This is a genomic window from Acinetobacter sp. WC-323, assembly GCF_000314615.1.
GTDB lineage: Bacteria > Pseudomonadota > Gammaproteobacteria > Pseudomonadales > Moraxellaceae > Acinetobacter > Acinetobacter courvalinii.
Map to the genome: position 1 here is coordinate 30800 of NZ_AMZS01000045.1, position 17746 is coordinate 48545.

Consider the following 17746-nt stretch of genomic DNA (forward strand, 5'->3'; position numbering starts at 1 on the left):
GTTTGGAGCAATCTTAGTTATACCGCGTTTAACGCTATTTTTTGCTGAGCGCTGCAAATTGAAACAAATGAAATACAGGAAGATTCAAATTATTGCTGAACAATAAATTATTTTTTTATCAGATATAAAAAGCATATAAATGAATAACATCCTGCCTAGCGAATAAAATCCTTGGCTAATATCTCATAGAGCACGTGCCAACTGAGTGGATGATCTTTGGCTATAGTGGGATGCTGAAATTCACCGACCTTATTCATGTTTAATTTATGCATGACCTTTTGCGACTTCGCATTGTCCACCGTGGTAAAGGCCACCACTTTATCCAGCTTTAACTGCTCAAAAGCAAATGCAAGCGCAGCTTGGGCAGCTTCAGGCGCATAACCCTGTCCCCAATAAGCCTGATCAAGTCGCCATCCAATTTCCACGCACGGAGAAAAGGAGAATTGTGTCGGTTGATTATGCAACCCGGTAAAGCCAATAAATTGCTGGTTATGTTTTAACTCAACCGCCCAGAACCCCCAGCCTTGCGTGTCAATAATTGATTTCATGCGCTCAATCAAGGCATCACTTTCTGCCCGTGTCAGCAGGTTTGGAAAATACTGCATTACTTGAGGATTGATACTCATGGCTGCAAAGGCTTCATTATCCTCTGCTCGCCATTGTCTGAGACGTAATCTGGCTGTTTCGATCATTTTTAGAACCAATAAATGTGTATTAAAAACTATTAACAATATAGGGAGATAGATCGGATATACTGCTGAAAATATCTCAATCATAGACCTTGTCGTCAAAATTGCCTATATGAATGAAAATGAACTTCTAGAAATTCAACAGGAACTTCAGGCCCAAGAAAAACGCTTGAAGTACATTGTTTCAAGTAAAAGAAGAATCCAGAATATGATTCTGTCTTTTGAAAAGGATTTGGCTGAACAGTTAATTCCCGTTATTGATCACATCAGTGATGATAAAACGCCGGTTGAAAGCAGTTTGGCGCTGACCATTTGCTGGAAATTTTCGAAAGCCGAGTTTCCTAAAACTGAACATTGGTGCAGCGAACTGAGCATTACTGACCTTGAAATCAAGGATCAATTTACTGTGGTGTTAAAAGCACAGGCATGGTTAGGGACATTGGGAAGTGATGAGCTTTGGCAAACGCCGATGTTTGCTGAGATTACGCTTGATCCGAAAACGGATGGCTTAAAGAGCTATTTCATCCATTTTCTGTCTAAAGGAAAAGTCATTTCGTTAAGAAAGAACTCCAAGCACAGCATCACAGTCAAGCAAATGCAAAGTATGTAATCCTTCGGGATGCATACTTTTCTGAAATAGATGTTCAATCAAAGTAATTCATTAGTATTTACTTAACAGTCTTTCGATCCAATTCGAAGTAATAAAGCCTAATATTAATGGAAATAACATAAATACAAATGAGAGGATTAAAGTTGTAAATATAGTCAAATCCAAGCTCTGAAAACTTAAGAAAACAACACTACTCATAACATAACCCAAAAATAGAAGACCTAAACCTTTCAGTATTTGAGAGATATCTACAATTTTTTTAGAGTGCCGTAGAAAATAATAACTAATAAAATAAAGAAAGCTATGCCAACCAATTAAAACTGGCGTGAACATGATGATTGCAGCAACGCCTCTAAGAGCCCCATTAGAAAGTTCTTGAGGTGAAAACGTCTGCTCATAAATCAAAAATCCCCAAACAAAAAACACGATACTGAGCGTTGCAACTGTGCCCGAAATCACTGAACGGATACACCACCAGACAAAAGAAGTCTGTTCGCCATAATAATTCTTCATCTATTTCTCTTTTTATTTAATATAAATATTAATCACTTACCCAAATACCTGACAAAGCAAGCATGTAAAATTTATTATAAGATAAATTCAGATAATCATCTTCAAATAACATCATAAATGCTAAATATTAGTTCAATTTAGATGACCTATAGAACAAGATCATAGAGAGAAAAAGCAAAGCCCATCCAGAAGTTATATCGTTAATTCTAGGGCAAATGAAGTCTGTATAAAGCCCTCAAAATTGCCTCCATACCTAGCTTGAAAAGATTTCACTGAATCCCTTGTGCAAGTCGGGGTCAAGTCATGTAAAATCATCTGCCTTGCAAATACGAATGAGAGAACAATATCCGTGCGTAAAATTTTAGTCACCAATGCCCTACCTTATGCCAATGGTCCTATCCATATGGGTCACTTACTCGGTTATATCCAAGCAGATATTTGGGTTCGTGCGATGCGTGCAATGGGCCATGACGTGACTTATGTATGTGCGGATGATGCTCACGGTACCGCGATCATGCTGCGTGCTGAAGCCAATGGCATTAGCCCAGAACAGCAAATTGCCAATGTTCAGAAAGAACATATCCGTGACTTTGATGGTTTTGGCGTACATTTCGATCACTATGATTCGACCAATAGTGACGAGAACAAAGCACGTTCAGAAGAGATTTATATTAAAAACCGTGAAGCAGGCAATATTGCGATTCGCCCTGTTACCCAGTTATTCGATCCTGAAAAAGGCATGTTCCTGTCTGACCGCTTTATTAAAGGCACATGCCCGAAATGTAAGGCTGAAGATCAATACGGCGATGCCTGTGAAGTATGCGGTACAACCTATAATGCCACTGAACTGGAAAACCCGCGCTCAACCTTAAGTGGTGCGACTCCTGTTGAGAAATCATCAGATCACTACTTCTTTAAACTTCCGAATTTTTCAGAATACTTACAGAAATGGACCCGTGACCAAGGTCGTCTGCCAGTTTCAATTGCCAATAAATTAGACGAATGGTTTGAAGCAGGTTTATCGGATTGGGATATTTCGCGTGATGCGCCTTATTTCGGTTTTGAAATTCCAGATGCGCCAAACAAATATTTCTACGTTTGGGTGGATGCACCAATTGGTTATATGTCAAGTTTTGAAAACTACATCAAAACCAAACGTCCAGATTTAAGCTTTGATGATTTCTGGAGAAAAGACAGCGATAAAGAAGTTTATCATTTCATCGGTAAAGACATTGTTTACTTCCATGCGCTGTTCTGGCCTGCAATGCTTGAAGGTGCCAACTACCGTACCCCATCAGGTTTATTCGTGAATGGTTTCTTGACAGTGAATGGCCAGAAGATGTCGAAGTCTCGCGGTACCTTCATCAAAGCTGAAACCTATTTACAGCATTTGAATCCTGAATATTTACGTTATTACTTTGCGTCTAAGCTGTCTGACAAAGTTGAAGATTCAGATTTGAACTTGGATGACTTCGTTCAGAAGGTGAATTCTGACCTTGTGGGTAAAGTGGTGAATATTGCCAGCCGTTGTGCAAAATTCATTAACAGCAACTTCAATAATACCTTGTCGAGTACATGTGCAGAATCTGAACTGGTGCAAGGCTTTATTGATGCAGGTGATTCAATCGCACAAGCTTATGAAGCACGTGAATTCTCGGCTGCGATCCGTGAAATCATGGCGTTGGCTGACCGCGCCAATCAATATATTGATGAGAAAAAACCGTGGGCACTTGCCAAGCAAGAAGGTCAGGAACAACAAGTACATGATGTGTGCTCGGTGGGTATTAACCTGTTCCGTCAACTTGCGATTTACTTGGCGCCAGTCTTACCAACGCTTGCTGCACAGGTTCAAGCCTTCTTACAACTTGAAAGCTTTGACTTTGCATCACGTCAGCAGATCTTGGTTGGTCATGAAATTGCGCAATTCCAGCCTTTAATGCAACGTGTTGATGCCAAAGCTGTGGCTGCAATGGTGGATGCCTCTAAAGATTCTTTAGCTGCGGCGGCAGAAGCGCCAAAAGCAGAGAAGAAAAAAGAAAAGAAAGCTGAGAAGAAGCCTGAGCCAAAAGTAGGTGAAGCTGACATCATTGATATTGAAGATTTCATGAAAATTGATCTTCGTGTGGCAAAAGTATTGGAAGCTGCGACGGTTGAAGGTTCTGATAAATTGCTGCAACTGACTTTAGATGTGGGTGAAGCTGAACCGCGTAATGTGTTTAGTGGTATTCGTGAGTTTTATCAGCCAGAAGACCTAAAAGACAAATTGGTGGTGATGGTGGCAAACCTTGCACCGCGTAAGATGCGTTTTGGTATTTCTAACGGTATGGTTCTTGCCGCTGGTAATGGCGAAGGGGTTTGGGTAATTTCTCCTGAATCTGGCGCAAAACCGGGCGATAAAGTGTCTTAATTTTTTAGACACTTATAAAAAGCCCTGCTATATTCTAGTAGGGCTTTTATTTTAGGTTACAATATTTTTAAAAATAAACTCTATGTCTTTTTTTAGGCAATTCATGGAGTTGCATAAGTGCAGAAATGAATATTTCTTTCTTTCTCTTACTTATACGGTCAGCATTAGCCGTATTATCAAACAAAAAATCTAAAAAATTGAAGAGCATTAATAAAGCCATTTTAAACATATAAGCAAAAAGAAATATAATTAAAGAAATAAATAAAATCCAAAAGAAAACCACCCAAAAATCTAAAGAATCATAGATCATATATAAATTATCTATATTTACTCCACTTGCAACATTCAACCCCATAAATAATGCAACCACACCCATAAACATAGCCAAAATTCTATTCTTAGATTCAGAGGAAAAAATATATCCAATAAATTTATCTCTATTTAAAGAAGGTTTGGCATACTTTTCTTCCAAAATATAATATTTATCGGTCTTTTCAGCGAGAGTTGCAAATTCATGTACAGGAATATCAATCGTATTTTCCAACCATTTTTTCTTAATTTCACTCAATCCCAGTGCCTTATTATACTTTTTCCCATATTTTTCAATTATATAATCATCTCTTTGCTTCTCCAAACTTCTAAATAACAATAAAGCAAAAACTTCTGCCATTAAGACAAAATATAGTCCAGAGTCTTGAAAAAGATAGTTTCTTTTGTCGGAGTCAAAAAGATTAAAAACAAAATAAATAAATAAGAATAGAGAAGCTATAGAAAAAAATAACTTAGGATTTTTTAAACTCCAAAAATTCCCATATGACTCAAATTCTTTATAATACATATTTATTATTCTATTCAAACAGATACCTCCAATAAAAAAACAAATTTCAACGTACTAAAAATTTAACCCAGCAACAAATCAAATAAAATATATTAACCAAAAAATAATTACTTCACAAAGCATTAAATTAGCTCTAAGTTTTTTAAAATAAATTTTCATCCAAAATACTAATCGAATAATTCTTATAAGTCAAAAATTTACTAACAACTTAAACTCTATATCAATTTGCATTGGAATAAGATTAGATGCTAAAAAGTAGACAATTCAACTAAACTTGAGAATATCTATAAATGAAAAAAACAGTCCTACTCCTTTCTGTCTCATTTTTGAGCAGCATCCCTTTACTGAGCCATGCAGAAACAAGCAAGACCCTGCCAATCATTGAACAACAAAAACAGGTTGCTGGCTTCTATCAATATCAGGCTGGTGATGTGCAAATCACTGCATTATTGGATGGCACTAACTTTATGTCGCCAAGCTTGTTTAAAGATATTTCATCGCAACAAGTTCAACAAATCCTGAAAAAGTATTACGCAGATCAAGACAAAGGCGTACAAACCTCTATCAATGCTTTCCTCGTCAATACAGGAAAATCACTGGTACTCGTCGATAGCGGTGCAGCCAGTTGTTTTGGCCCACATTTAGGTTCAATCCTGAAAAATCTGGTTGCTTCGGGTTATAAACCTGAACAGATCGATACCATTTTACTCACACATTTACACCCTGACCATGTCTGTGGCATCAGTAAAGATGACGTTGCCAATTTCCCCAATGCAACCGTATATGTCTCGAATGATGAAGCCAGTTACTGGTTAGATCCCAAACAGGCAGCCAAGCTTCCAAAAGACAAACAAGCGGGTTATGAAGCAACGGTGAAGCAAGTTAAACAGGCGATTGCACCTTACCAAGCCAAGCAACGCTTTAAAACTTATAAACTCGGTGATGACATTCAGGGCTTTAAAGTCATTAACACGGCGGGACATACTCCAGGCCACTTTAGTTATGAACTCAAAAGCAAAGGCGAAAGCGTAGTGTTTATTGGCGATATCGTGCATTCACATACCGTGCAATTTGAGCAACCCAAAACTGCGATTGAATACGATATTGATCCGAAAAAAGCCGTCGCTACACGCTTAAAACAGTTTGCTGATTTCGCCAAGAATGGACAAACCATTGCCGCACCACATTTACCTTTCCCGGGGATTGGACATATTTATTCAGCAGATGGTAAGAGCTATCAATGGATGCCGGTGCATTTTAAAGATTAAGCTGAATAAGTGGATTCTAGGCAATAAAAAAGCGACCTTCGTGGTCGCTTTTTTTGGGGCATTATTTCATGCCAAAAATCAGTTTTAATCCCAACAGCGTCATCACACCTCCTGCGATACGGTCAAACACAGATTTGGATTTTAAATAGACTTTGCGTGGCCCTTCTGCTGACAAGGCAACCGCCACCAGCGAATACCAGCCTGCATCAATAAAGAAGCACAACATCGGTAACACCACATAGTAGTAGCTTGGGATGTCTTTCGGTAATAAGGCCGTGAAAATACTGGCCAAGATAATGGCAATTTTCGGGTTACTGAGCTGGGTAATCAGCCCTAAACGAAAGGCTTGTGCATAGCTCATCTGATTCACAGTACCATTGACTGCTTCCATTGGCTCTTTGGCATGCTTAATAATTTTATAGGCCAGCCAAAGCAAATACAGGCCACCAAATACTTTTAAGGCGATATAGGCAGAAGGCACTGCCAATAAAATTGCCTGTAAACCCATGACTGCCAGCAAACCAAACAAGGCTGCCCCCGTGCCTGTACCTAAAGCGGTAAATAGGCCATGTTTACGTGAAATCGCAATTGAATTCTTCGCCACATAAATAAATGTAGGGCCCGGGCTAATCGCCCCTAACATTAAGGCCAACGCAATTGAGCCTAAAATCAATAACGATTCCAAGATAACCTCTAGATTAGAATAATTTTCAAGCAATGATTTTACTTAAAAACGGGATCAAGGTGATAGATAAATTTTGAGTTGTCCTCTTATTTTTCACGCTTGAATACAATATTTTGAGCCTATACCTTTTATATAAAACTTAAGCCCAACTCAAAACCAGATACATCACTTCACTACGAAATGAGCCATCGGCCTGAATCTGATAATAGTGACGCGTCTGATCGGAAGCTTTGTGCTGTAAATGCCGTATGGTCTGGACTGCATAATCAGGCGTTTGCATCCGTTCTGTCCAGCTCTGAAACTCTAACTCTAAATGCTGTTTTTCAACACATTCGATTCGAAATCCTGCACATTCAGCAAAGTGCATCCATTCTTGCAAACTATAATTGCGCACATGACTTGGATCGCGAATGCTTTCAATCGTCTGAAAGAAGGTATCCATGACAGGATTCGAGTTTCCCAAAATATCCACCATAATCACCTTACCTTGTGGCGCCAATACACGGCGAATTTCCGCCATCGCCTGTGCCACGTTCTGCCAATGATGCGCTGAATAACGGCTAATGACGCAATCAAAACTTTGTTCGGCAAAAGGCAAAGCCTCGGCAGCCCCTTGTACAGCTATGACATGATCAAAGCCTTTTTGCTGGGCCTGCTGAGCCACTAGTTCGACCATCGATGGCGTTAAGTCGTAGGCAGTCACCTGCTCTACAAAAGGTGCAATCTGATAACTGACATGCCCGCCGCCACAGCCCAAATCCAGTACTGTTTTAAATTGATGCGCCTGAATCAACTGCTGCATTTTCTGAAATTCAATACCCTGTGCATGCACAGTACTGCTTAAATAGGCCTGAGATTTATCCTGATATTGCTGTTGATTGACTTGATGCTGGGTGCTCATATTCATATCCTTGCTGTGTCTGATTGCCTTTACAATAAACAGCCACAATCAAAAATAAAAATGATCAATTTTAATTTTATTGATAAAAATAAGTTATTAATTCAATCCGATTAAACTCGCCGCGACATTGATCGCAACCGCCAGAATCACGGTATTAAAGATAAAGGCCAGTACACAATGAAAGATATTTAAGTGTCTGAGTGCAGAACTGGTAATCGACACATCTGCTGTCTGAGCCGAGGTACCAATGATGTAGCTGAAATAAATAAAATCCAGATAGTCGGGTTGATCTGTTTTAGGAAAGTCCAGTCCTGCTTCTTGATGACGGCTTTTGGCCAGATAATAGTCATGGGCATAGTGAATCGCAAATAAAGTATGCAGTAATAACCAGGTTGAAAATATCGTGCCGATGGTCAGTAGAATCAGGGCGCTTTTTAAAATAGGAAAATCTTTCGGCACATGACTGAGCTGTACCACAATTGAAATAAAACACACCACAATCGCAATCAATACCACCGTGAGGATCACCCACTTGCCTTCATCCTGTTGCCGGGCACGTTTTAAAATGTGGGTTGCATCCAGATGCCACATCATTTTCAGGGTCAGAAACAAATATAGCCATATGGCAATATTCCAGCCTAACTGCAAACAGGTGGCCCATTTCCAGTCGGTAAAAAAGTGCAATGCCGCATAGATCAGCAACCCCAGACTAAAAGTTGCGGACAGGTAAGGACGATGTTTTATCCCTCTCGCAAAACCCTGTACAAATGCTTGCATGCTTCACCTGATTGTATTTTTTATTCATGATTCATTTCACTTTATTTTTTAACATTGTATGCACTTGGAAAAATATCTTCTACGATGGATTTTACCGAAAATAAACAAAATAAATTTTCGCTACATATTTACTTCGGACAAAAATGTCCGTTTAATTCACATTATATCTTCCACGAGTCTTGGTCATGGCAAAACGTCAGCAATTGGCGGCTCACAATCGTGATGAACTCCTCAACGCCGCAGAGGAAATTTTCCGCAAGCAAGGGGTTCATGTGCCTTTACAGGCCATCATTGATCATGCCGGTGTGGGACGGGCAACTTTTTATCGTAATTTTGCTGATCGTAAAGCCTTGATTGCAGCTTTGCTGGAACGGGCCATCACGCGTCTGGAGCAGAAGGCCAAAGAATTACGGGTCTTTAATGATGGCTTTATCCGTTTAATCGAAGGTCATATCGAACAGATTCCACAGTTAGTGGTGCTGATTGATTACTGGCGCATCATTGATCGTCAAGACCCAATCATGCTAAACATTTATGAACGACGCGATAAAGCATTACAACCGCTGATTGATCAGGCGATCCAACACCAGTTATGTCGTGCTGATCTTACCCCTCAGGATTTTGGTATGATCACCGCGATTTTGGGGTCCTCCTTTCAGGGACATCAGGCGAGCGACCAGCTACGGCTGGCGAAACGCGCAATAGAATTATTATTAAACGGCATTAAAGTGTAGTTCGAGGAAGAATATGGATAAAAACCCTCGCTATCTAGAGACTCCTCCGGATTGGTCTGCAGACGAGCGTCCAACCTTACCTGGCTCGCCTGCAGCGATTGCACATGCTCGCCCGAAACGTTTCGCCTACTTTGTTATTGGCCTGCTGATCTGTATTGCTGCCAGTCTCAGTAATGGCTTCATTGTTGCCAATTTACCGATTTTTCAGGGGGAATATGGATTAACCGCTTCACAAGCGGCCTGGCTCCCTGCGGCCTATGTCATGGCCAATGTCAGTTCAAACCTGATCCTGTTTAAGGCCCGTCAGCAATATGGCTTACGCCTGTTTTCAGAAATCGGGTTACTGGTTTTTATTGGCGTACTGATTCTGCATATCTTTGTCAAAACCTATGAAATGGCGCTTTTTGTCCGTTTCATTGCCGGTCTGGCCGCAGCTCCCCTCAGCTCGCTCGGCATGTATTACACCATGCAGGCCTTTGGCAAGGCCGATATGGCCAAAGGCATTTATCTGGCTTTTGGCTTTCAGCAATTGGGATTGCCATTGGCCTGGATTATTTCACCGTTCCTCCTCAGCGCAAACCAGTGGGATGTGATTTATACCTTTGAGCTGGGTCTGGCCATTTGCTGTTTTGCCATGGTGGTATCGCTCAAATTGCCACGCAGCTTGCGTCTGGAAGTGTTTGAGAAGCAGGACTTCTTTACCTTTGCCCTGTTGGCACCCGGCTTTGCCTGTCTGTGTATCGTGCTCACCCAAGGACCAATTCTATGGTGGTTCGATAGTCCGTGGCTGGCTTATACCCTGATCGTGGGCTTCTGTCTGATTGTTTTGGGTCTCACCTACGAACATTACCGGACCAATCCGCTAATCATGACCCGTTGGCTGGCGGCGGGTGACTTACTCAGTTTTGTGGTCAGTGCGTTTGCATTACGCCTGCTGATGTCAGAGCAAAGTTATGCGGCCGTGAATTTCCTGAAGACCATGGGCATGGGGCCAGACCAGTTTGTGCCGTTATATGTGGTGATCTTTTGCGGAACCATTGCCGGTTCGGTTTTTAGTGCCCTGACCTTCCACCGTGAACGATTAATTTTAAATTTATTCCTTGCTGAAATCCTGATTCTGATTGCCTGTGCACTGGATTATCACCTGACCAGTGATGTACGCCCGGCCAATTTCTATCGTAGTCAGTTTTTAGTGAGCTTTGCCGGTGGTGTGTTTATTGGGCCACTGTTGCTGATGGGCTTTATGCGGACCTTGCAACGGGGGCCGCAATATGTGGTGACCTTTATTGTCCTGTTCTCAGCAACGCAAAACTTTGGTGGTCTGGTCGGTTCATCATTTTTTAATACCTACCAGCAACACCATACCTATGATTATAAAGTCGAGATTAACAGCAATCTTGACCCGACCGACCCATTGGTGGCCCAACGCTTACAGGCTTATCAGCGCAGTGCCATGGTGAGTACCAATGATCCGGTCCTGCAAAATAATCAGGCCTTGCAAAACCTGAATAAAGTGGTAACCCGCGAAGCACAGGTTCGCGCCTATAACGATGTGATTGTCTTAAATGGCATTTTTGCTGTGGTTTTACTGCTATGGGGCTTATTTAAATATGTGCGTAACAAGTACATGACCCGAAAAAATCTGCAAGCAGCCAGTTAACCCTGATGGTATTTGATTGAGAAAACATTATGTCTGAACAAGATAAACCAGAAAACACCAATGCCCAGAACAACGGGCAAAACCAGACGGTTCCAGCTGAAAAGGCGCCAGAAGCGGTGGCTCAAATGCCACCGCCTCCTCCACCGCCAACCAGTAAGCTGATCAAGACCAAGCGTTCAACCTTATGGTGGATGCTGCTGGTGCTTATTGTCGGGATCACGATTATTTTATGGGCTTGGCGAATCGGGCCATTCCACACGGCGATTGAACAGACCGACAACAGCTATGTGAAAGGTAAAACCACCATTCTTTCTTCACAGATTAATGGTTACATCAAGGATGTGCTGGTCAAGGACTTTGATCATGTCAAACAGGGTCAGGTACTCATGCATATTGATGCAACCACCTATGACCAGAAAGTGACTCAAGCTGTCTCTGGTGTAGAGCAGGCACAAAATAGCCTGGCCAACCAGACGCAGGCCATTGCCCAGCGTCAGGCCGATGTGGCTGCAGCGCAGGCCAAAATGGATCAGGTCAAGGCACAATACGATTTATCCGTTGCGCAACTCAAACGCTACCAACAACTTGGCGATAGTGGTGCGGCATCAAAATCAGAGCAGGATAAAGCAGCAGCCGATGCACAAAATAACCTTGCCTTGCTGAAACAGGCCCAAGCCAACATTCAGGTCGCGCAAGAAGCCTTAAAAACAGCGCAAGTGGCACAAGCCGGTTTAAAGGCTCAGGTCAATAGCGCACAGGCACAACTGGATCAGGCCAATACCACCAAGGATTACAGTACCATTGTGGCACCACTGGATGGTCAACTCGGCGAAGTCAATCCACGCGTGGGCCAGTACGTTGCTGCCGGTACACAATTACTGTATTTAATTCCGCGACAAACCTGGGTGATTGCCAACTTTAAGGAAACCCAAATCGCCAATATGAAAATTGGTCAAAAAGCCTCTTTCACGGTAGACGCCCTGAATCATCAGAAATTCACCGGACAAGTCGAACAGATCTCGCCTGCAGCTGGCTCAGAATTTAGTGTACTAAAACCGGACAATGCAACTGGTAATTTCACCAAGGTGGTACAGCGAATTGCGGTACGGATCACCGTAGATCCGAATCAGCAAGGCATAGAAAATTTACGTCCCGGGATGTCGGTGATTACTTCGGTCGATACCAGTTCCTAAACGATACTGACATTCTCAATCAAATCCATTTACAATGTGGTCAAATTTATTTCTCTTGTTCGAAAATGTTTGATCACATTGCTTTCCCCACTCCCTATCAAACATTAGCGCTTCCCGGTACGGTCCAACTAACCATTAAGCGTCTGGACCAGATTCATCCCTACATTTCAGGCAATAAGTTTTTTAAGCTCAAATACAACCTGCTTGCCGCACAGCAACAAGGTTTGACACAAGTACTGACCTTTGGTGGTGCATTCTCTAACCACATTGCAGCAACCGCTTATGCTGCCCAGCACTTCGGTTTGCACAGTATTGGCATGATTCGGGGTGAAGAGCTGGCTTTGCAAGCCTTAAACCCTACCCTACAAACTGCACAAGATTTGGGTATGCAACTGCATTTTGTGAGTCGGGCCGAATATCGGCTGCGCCATGAAGCCGCGTATTTACAGCAATTACAACAGCGCTATCCGCAAGCATTGATTATTCCTGAAGGAGGCAGCAATGCACTGGCGCTAAAAGGAACACAGGAAATCTTAACTGAAGATGACCGCGAAAATTATGATGTGATTTGCTGTGCAGTCGGCACCGGTGGAACCATTGCCGGGCTGATTGAAAGCAGTTCCGATCGACAGCATGTGCTGGGCTTTTCTGCCTTAAAAGGGGATTTTCTAAAACAAGACATTCAACAATGGACCAATAAACAGAACTGGGCTTTAACTGATGCCTATTGTTGTGGTGGCTATGCCAAAACCAGTCCAGCACTCCTGCACTTTATGCAACAGTTTGAACAGCAATACCGAATTCCTTTGGAACAGGTATATACCGCCAAAATGATGATGGGTCTGTTTGACCTGATGCAAAGGCAGCATTTCCCAGAACATACCCGTATTCTGGCGATTCACACAGGGGGGTTACAAGGAAAATTGAAAACATACTAAAAGCTGCATAAATCTTTTATAATTGCCCGCTTTTCCGCTCTTGAGTATTTCTCCCATGATTCATCAAGTTGATGTTGTTGTTTTAGGTGCAGGTGCATCAGGCTTGATGTTGGCTGCAGAAGCAGGCAAACGTGGGCGCTCGGTTGCTGTACTGGAAAAAGCCAATAAAGTCGGTAAGAAGATTTTGATGTCTGGTGGCGGTAAATGTAACTTTACCAATCTGGAGGTCGAACCTGCCAACTATCTTTCTGAAAATCCGCATTTTGTTATTTCTGCCCTGACCCGTTATACCAACTGGGATTTTATTGGTCTGGTATGCGAATACGGGATTGAATATGAAGAACGCAAACACGGTCAGCTGTTTACCTTGAAAGGATCAAAAGAAATCCTGGAACTGTTACTGGCAGAATGTGCAAAAGCCAAGCGTGTACAGATTCAGACGCATTGCGAAGTCCTGCAAGTCAAGGCACAAGCAGAGTCAGGTTTTAGCATTGAAACCAGTCAAGGGACTTATCAGTGTGAATCACTAGTGGTTGCCACAGGCGGCTTGTCTATTCCAACTTTAGGCGGTTCAGGCTTTGGCTATGAGCTGGCACAGCAGTTCGGGCATCATGTTTACCCGACCCGTGCAGGTCTGGTTCCGTTTACCTTCTCTGATCAATTCAAAGAGGTAACGACACGTCTAAGTGGTAATGCACTGGATGCAACGCTAATGAATGAGCGTCATCAATTTACCGAAGCCTTACTGTTTACCCATCGCGGACTTAGCGGCCCAAGTTCCTTGCAACTTTCCAACTACTGGCATGTCGGTGAAAGCTTTAAAATTGATTTCTTCCCAAGTCAGGATTTTGCTGAATTTTTCAAGGACAAGAAAAAATCTCAACCGAAGGTACTGCTACGGACCCTACTTAGTGAATTTACCGCCAAAAGTATCGTGCTGGAATTGCAGCAATTGATCTGGGCAGAGCAAAGCGAAACTGCGATTGGCAATATCAGCGACCTGCAACTGGAACAGATTGCAGCACAACTTCATGCCTTCTCGGTCAAACCTTCTGGAACCGAAGGTTATCGCACCGCAGAGGTAACGCTTGGTGGTGTCGACACCAGCGAAGTTTCATCCAAAACCATGGAAAGTAAAAAACAGAAAGGTCTCTATTTTATTGGCGAAGTACTGGATGTGACCGGACACTTGGGGGGTTATAACTTCCAGTGGGCATGGTCATCTGCACAGGCAGCAGCCCAATTCGTTTAAATAGGGTTTTGACGCAAACCACTGCTTTTTCAGATGAATCAATGCTTAATGTTGTTCATCTGAAGAATTAGCGGCTTCTGACGAAGGCATTTTCTGTGTTTTTTGCATTGACTTGTCTTTGCTTGGGCTTGATTTCGCCACCACAAATTTGTAGGCACTCGCCAAAAAACCGACAGTAATACCTGCAATAATAACTGGTGCAAATACACGATTTGGCCTCTTCATTCTGTTCTCCTATCGACTTTTTATTGAGAGACTAGGGCGACTAGCTCTATAAATGAATTGCTTTTTAGGCCAAATTTTACTTCGACCACCTCAAATGCCCCATCCATACTTTCGACGTCACTCAGGATTTAGGTCATTTCCCGTTCGGCGATATTAAGAAGCTTATGTCTTAATATTGCTGATCTGGTTATAACCAAAGGCCTTCCTACTCATAAAAAACAAAACGACCACCCTGCTTAGAGTGGTCGAATTGCTAAAAAAAATCAAAGATTATTTTTACGACTCATCCGAATAAGGCGGAGTCGGTGGAGTTGAGTTATCTGGAGTATTTGGTGACACTGGTGTTGGGCTCACTGGAGTTGTTGGTGAGGTAGGTGTCGGACTCACAGGATTAGTCGATGAAGCAGGTGTTGGACTCACAGGATTAACTGGAGACACTGGCGTTGGAGTCATAACATTGTTTGATCCAGCATCATCTTTGTGCAATGGGTTCGGTTGCTTCCCTTCTGTTTTTGCCTTGTCTAATAAATCACTTAACAGACGCTCTGCTGGCTGGCGACCACCTAAACCAAAGGCCAGAGCAAAGGCGACAGCAACTGCACCCAGGGTTAAACCAAATGCCAGATTGACGATAGAATCGGCAATACCCATTGCTCTTAAGCCCATCGCAATCACAAGGCCCATAATTAAGACACGGACCAGATTACCTAACCATCGTGAGCTATTATATTCACCGCGCTGAACCACATTGGCAACCACATTGGCCAGCCAGAAGCCAATCACCAGAATTACCGCACCCAGCAAGATACTTGCACCGAACTGGATGAACATGGCAATCAGCACACTCACCTGTTCCAGACCCAAACGGTCCGCCGCTTCTGACACCGCAAACAGCATGGTGAAGAAAACGATCAGATAACCGACAATGTCAGAAACACGTGTTTGACCTAGAAAACGCTGTAGATCGAGTTTTGCCGGAATTTCATCAACGCCTGCACCTGAAATCAGTTCAGCCACCAAGCGTCCAACAAAACGTGAAACGATATAAGCCACGATTAGAATCAGGCCTGCTGCAATAATTTGTGGAATTGCATGCATGATTTCATTCAGCATCGAGGTTGCCGGTTGCGAAATCGCCTCAATACCCAATGCTTCAAATGCCACGATTAAAGTGGTAATAATAATGACCGCAAAAACAAACGATCCTAAAAATTTCGAGACATTTGAATTTTTAAATAGACCGACTTTTTCAGCCTGTGCCTGTAAACCGAAGCTATTACTGAGACCTTCCACAATGCCACGGACAATCTTCGCGAGAATATAACCCACAAAGATAATCACACCTGTAATAAACAGATTCGGTAAATAAGCCACTGCTTCATTGACCATGTTCTGTACAGGAATCAGTAGACCTGTTAAACCCAGGATTGACAGTACAATCGGCAAGAATAGTAATAAAACCAACCAGTAGAAAATTTCGGCAATATTGCTGCTCAGTGAACTGACACCCACCTCGCCACTGAGTTTCTCATCCAGTTGGGTTCTTGCCAGAACATTGGTCAAGCCTGCACGTACCAGACGGGCAACGATCCAGCCGATAAAGCCGACTGCAACGGCAGCAAACAGATTCGGGATAAAGGCCAGAATACGCCCGACCATATTGCTGAATGGATCACTTACACCACTAATATTTAAAACATTTAATGCACCCACGACCGCCAGAATCATGATAAACCAGAACACCAGCTTGGAAATAAGATTCTCAATATTTGGGGTACGGCCAGTTGCAGACGACAATTTATGATTGGTATCAAGTTTTTGCAGTAATTTTTTCACGCCAGCAGCAATCAGCAACGCGATAATCCAGCCCACCAGCAGGATCACGATTGCAGCTAAAATAGGGTGAAATTGATCCCAATAATACATTGCGTCAAATCCTCCACGGTTGGAGGGGTCATTAAAAAAATCATTCATGTTGTTATCCTTATGTTGTGTTTTTCGGTTTTGGTCTAAACCACCCATGCTTGCTCTATGAACTAAGAACATGATTTATGGATGCTTCCACCATAATTTTTGTCTATTTTCCAATCAATAAATGGCAGCACTAATACAACAAAAAGTGCGCAAAATATTGCAAAAAAGCTCATTGATTCACACCAATGAGCTTTTTGAAGAATTAATTCTCGGTCTTAAAATATGCTTGTCTAAGCATTCAGAACTGCCGACTGCATTTGTGACAAGATCACTTGCGCAGTTGGATTGGCCGAATGGTCAGCAACCATATAAACAAGTAATGCAACCAGAAAGATTCCCACTAGAATCAAAATATAAACGGGTAATCTTCTCTTTTTGGTAACTTCTTCTTTGCTCGCCACATGGGGTTGTGGCTTACTAAAATCATGCATGATAGCAGCCCTCTTCCTTATTACTTTTCAATATTTATATTAACAATCCCCTATGTAGCATTGTGTGAAGAAGCTTCGGACTATCGTTGCGCCAGTTGCAGAACTCTACTTTTTTTATTTTATTTTTTGTTTAAAATATAGTCGGCTTTAGCGGGCAACAAAAATAAGCTATACTATCCAGTCCCGTTTTTTAAATGTTTTGCTTTATGTCCTATAGCCAACAAAGCGTTTCTCTTGATTTGGACACTGATGTTACGCATCAATGTTTTTTACATCACACGCGCGATGAACATTTGATTGGCATTATTGAATTTAATAAGCCAAGCTATATCCTGAAATGGGGAGATCTGGAATATTTTCGTCGCCGTACAGAAGAGTTTTCGGTGATGCCCCTGCCTGACTGTATCAATGCCATGATCATTGATATTCGTAATGTACGGCCTTTCCTCGACAATGAAGTACCCATTTTACCCTGGCGCCTGCTTGAAGAAGATTGTCCAGTCCGTCTGGTCGTTCCCCAAGAACGCCTGGAGCACTATATCGGGTTATTTGAACCGACTTGGCTAACCACCGATGTAGACACCGCGATTCAGGAAATTCGTGAATTTATGGATATGTTTGTCCATTAATTTTGTATTTAATTTATGCTCT

18 protein-coding genes are annotated in these 17746 nt (G+C 42.2%); 9 read left to right on the forward strand and 9 right to left on the reverse strand.

The window, feature by feature from the left end; genetic code table 11:
- Positions 1 to 155: 155 nt before the first annotated feature.
- Positions 156 to 692 carry a GNAT family N-acetyltransferase gene (locus ACINWC323_RS09160; protein ID WP_009512421.1) on the reverse strand — a complete coding sequence of 179 codons (537 nt, stop codon included), beginning with the start codon at positions 690 to 692 and terminating at the stop codon, positions 156 to 158.
- 109 nt (positions 693 to 801) lie between these two features.
- On the opposite strand from ACINWC323_RS09160, the gene ACINWC323_RS09155 reads away from it, so the two are divergent.
- Positions 802 to 1299, forward strand: a complete 498-nt coding sequence (locus ACINWC323_RS09155; RefSeq protein WP_009512432.1) for a hypothetical protein — start codon at positions 802 to 804, stop codon at positions 1297 to 1299.
- Between the two features lie 51 nt (positions 1300 to 1350).
- Here ACINWC323_RS09155 and ACINWC323_RS09150 read toward each other — a convergent pair whose 3' ends face one another.
- Positions 1351 to 1812, reverse strand: a complete 462-nt coding sequence (locus tag ACINWC323_RS09150; RefSeq protein ID WP_009512346.1) for a hypothetical protein — start codon at positions 1810 to 1812, stop codon at positions 1351 to 1353.
- Positions 1813 to 2161: 349 nt separating this feature from the next.
- Here ACINWC323_RS09150 and metG point away from each other — a divergent pair, with 349 nt between their 5' ends.
- Positions 2162 to 4219: a methionine--tRNA ligase gene (metG, locus tag ACINWC323_RS09145; RefSeq protein WP_009512395.1), complete on the forward strand. Its 2058-nt coding sequence runs from the start codon at positions 2162 to 2164 to the stop codon at positions 4217 to 4219.
- Between the two features lie 67 nt (positions 4220 to 4286).
- Here metG and ACINWC323_RS09140 read toward each other — a convergent pair whose 3' ends face one another.
- Complete coding sequence (locus ACINWC323_RS09140; protein ID WP_249364866.1) at positions 4287 to 5057, reverse strand: hypothetical protein; 771 nt, start codon at positions 5055 to 5057, stop codon at positions 4287 to 4289.
- A 290-nt stretch (positions 5058 to 5347) separates the two neighbouring features.
- On the opposite strand from ACINWC323_RS09140, the gene ACINWC323_RS09135 reads away from it, so the two are divergent.
- The gene (locus ACINWC323_RS09135; RefSeq protein WP_009512260.1) at positions 5348 to 6325 is read left to right on the forward strand and encodes an MBL fold metallo-hydrolase; all 978 of its coding nucleotides are present in this window, start codon (positions 5348 to 5350) and stop codon (positions 6323 to 6325) included.
- A gap of 61 nt (positions 6326 to 6386) precedes the next feature.
- Here the strand turns inward: ACINWC323_RS09135 and ACINWC323_RS09130 are convergent, their stop codons facing one another.
- The 3 genes from ACINWC323_RS09130 to ACINWC323_RS09120 form a co-directional block, all read right to left on the reverse strand.
- Positions 6387 to 7010 (reverse strand): LysE family translocator, encoded by a 624-nt coding sequence (locus tag ACINWC323_RS09130; RefSeq protein WP_005228946.1) that lies wholly within the window; start codon positions 7008 to 7010, stop codon positions 6387 to 6389.
- Between the two features lie 139 nt (positions 7011 to 7149).
- The gene (locus ACINWC323_RS09125) at positions 7150 to 7911 is read right to left on the reverse strand and encodes a class I SAM-dependent methyltransferase (protein WP_009512407.1); all 762 of its coding nucleotides are present in this window, start codon (positions 7909 to 7911) and stop codon (positions 7150 to 7152) included.
- A 96-nt stretch (positions 7912 to 8007) separates the two neighbouring features.
- The gene (locus tag ACINWC323_RS09120) at positions 8008 to 8688 is read right to left on the reverse strand and encodes a DUF1345 domain-containing protein (protein ID WP_009512356.1); all 681 of its coding nucleotides are present in this window, start codon (positions 8686 to 8688) and stop codon (positions 8008 to 8010) included.
- A 185-nt stretch (positions 8689 to 8873) separates the two neighbouring features.
- On the opposite strand from ACINWC323_RS09120, the gene ACINWC323_RS09115 reads away from it, so the two are divergent.
- The 5 genes from ACINWC323_RS09115 (at position 8874) to ACINWC323_RS09095 (ending at position 14465) form a co-directional block, all read left to right on the forward strand.
- Positions 8874 to 9422: a TetR/AcrR family transcriptional regulator gene (locus tag ACINWC323_RS09115; RefSeq protein ID WP_005228943.1), complete on the forward strand. Its 549-nt coding sequence runs from the start codon at positions 8874 to 8876 to the stop codon at positions 9420 to 9422.
- 13 nt (positions 9423 to 9435) lie between these two features.
- On the forward strand, positions 9436 to 11082 hold the full coding sequence (locus ACINWC323_RS09110; protein ID WP_009512274.1) for an MFS transporter: 1647 nt from the start codon (positions 9436 to 9438) through the stop codon (positions 11080 to 11082).
- Between the two features lie 125 nt (positions 11083 to 11207).
- Complete coding sequence (locus ACINWC323_RS09105; protein ID WP_502322126.1) at positions 11208 to 12275, forward strand: HlyD family secretion protein; 1068 nt, start codon at positions 11208 to 11210, stop codon at positions 12273 to 12275.
- Between the two features lie 65 nt (positions 12276 to 12340).
- Entirely contained in the window at positions 12341 to 13213 is an 873-nt protein-coding gene (locus ACINWC323_RS09100) for a 1-aminocyclopropane-1-carboxylate deaminase/D-cysteine desulfhydrase (RefSeq protein ID WP_009512441.1), read from the forward strand.
- Positions 13214 to 13268: 55 nt separating this feature from the next.
- A complete protein-coding gene (locus ACINWC323_RS09095; RefSeq protein ID WP_009512437.1) occupies positions 13269 to 14465 on the forward strand; it encodes a BaiN/RdsA family NAD(P)/FAD-dependent oxidoreductase in 1197 nt (398 codons plus the stop codon).
- Between the two features lie 45 nt (positions 14466 to 14510).
- Here the strand turns inward: ACINWC323_RS09095 and ACINWC323_RS09090 are convergent, their stop codons facing one another.
- The 3 genes from ACINWC323_RS09090 to ACINWC323_RS09080 form a co-directional block, all read right to left on the reverse strand.
- A complete protein-coding gene (locus ACINWC323_RS09090; RefSeq protein WP_005228938.1) occupies positions 14511 to 14690 on the reverse strand; it encodes a hypothetical protein in 180 nt (59 codons plus the stop codon).
- Between the two features lie 276 nt (positions 14691 to 14966).
- On the reverse strand, positions 14967 to 16664 hold the full coding sequence (locus tag ACINWC323_RS09085; RefSeq protein WP_032881501.1) for a mechanosensitive ion channel: 1698 nt from the start codon (positions 16662 to 16664) through the stop codon (positions 14967 to 14969).
- A 230-nt stretch (positions 16665 to 16894) separates the two neighbouring features.
- Positions 16895 to 17095 carry a hypothetical protein gene (locus tag ACINWC323_RS09080; protein ID WP_005228936.1) on the reverse strand — a complete coding sequence of 67 codons (201 nt, stop codon included), beginning with the start codon at positions 17093 to 17095 and terminating at the stop codon, positions 16895 to 16897.
- Positions 17096 to 17301: 206 nt separating this feature from the next.
- Here ACINWC323_RS09080 and ACINWC323_RS09075 point away from each other — a divergent pair, with 206 nt between their 5' ends.
- A complete protein-coding gene (locus tag ACINWC323_RS09075) occupies positions 17302 to 17724 on the forward strand; it encodes a hypothetical protein (protein WP_009512444.1) in 423 nt (140 codons plus the stop codon).
- The last annotated feature ends 22 nt before the right edge of the window (positions 17725 to 17746 follow it).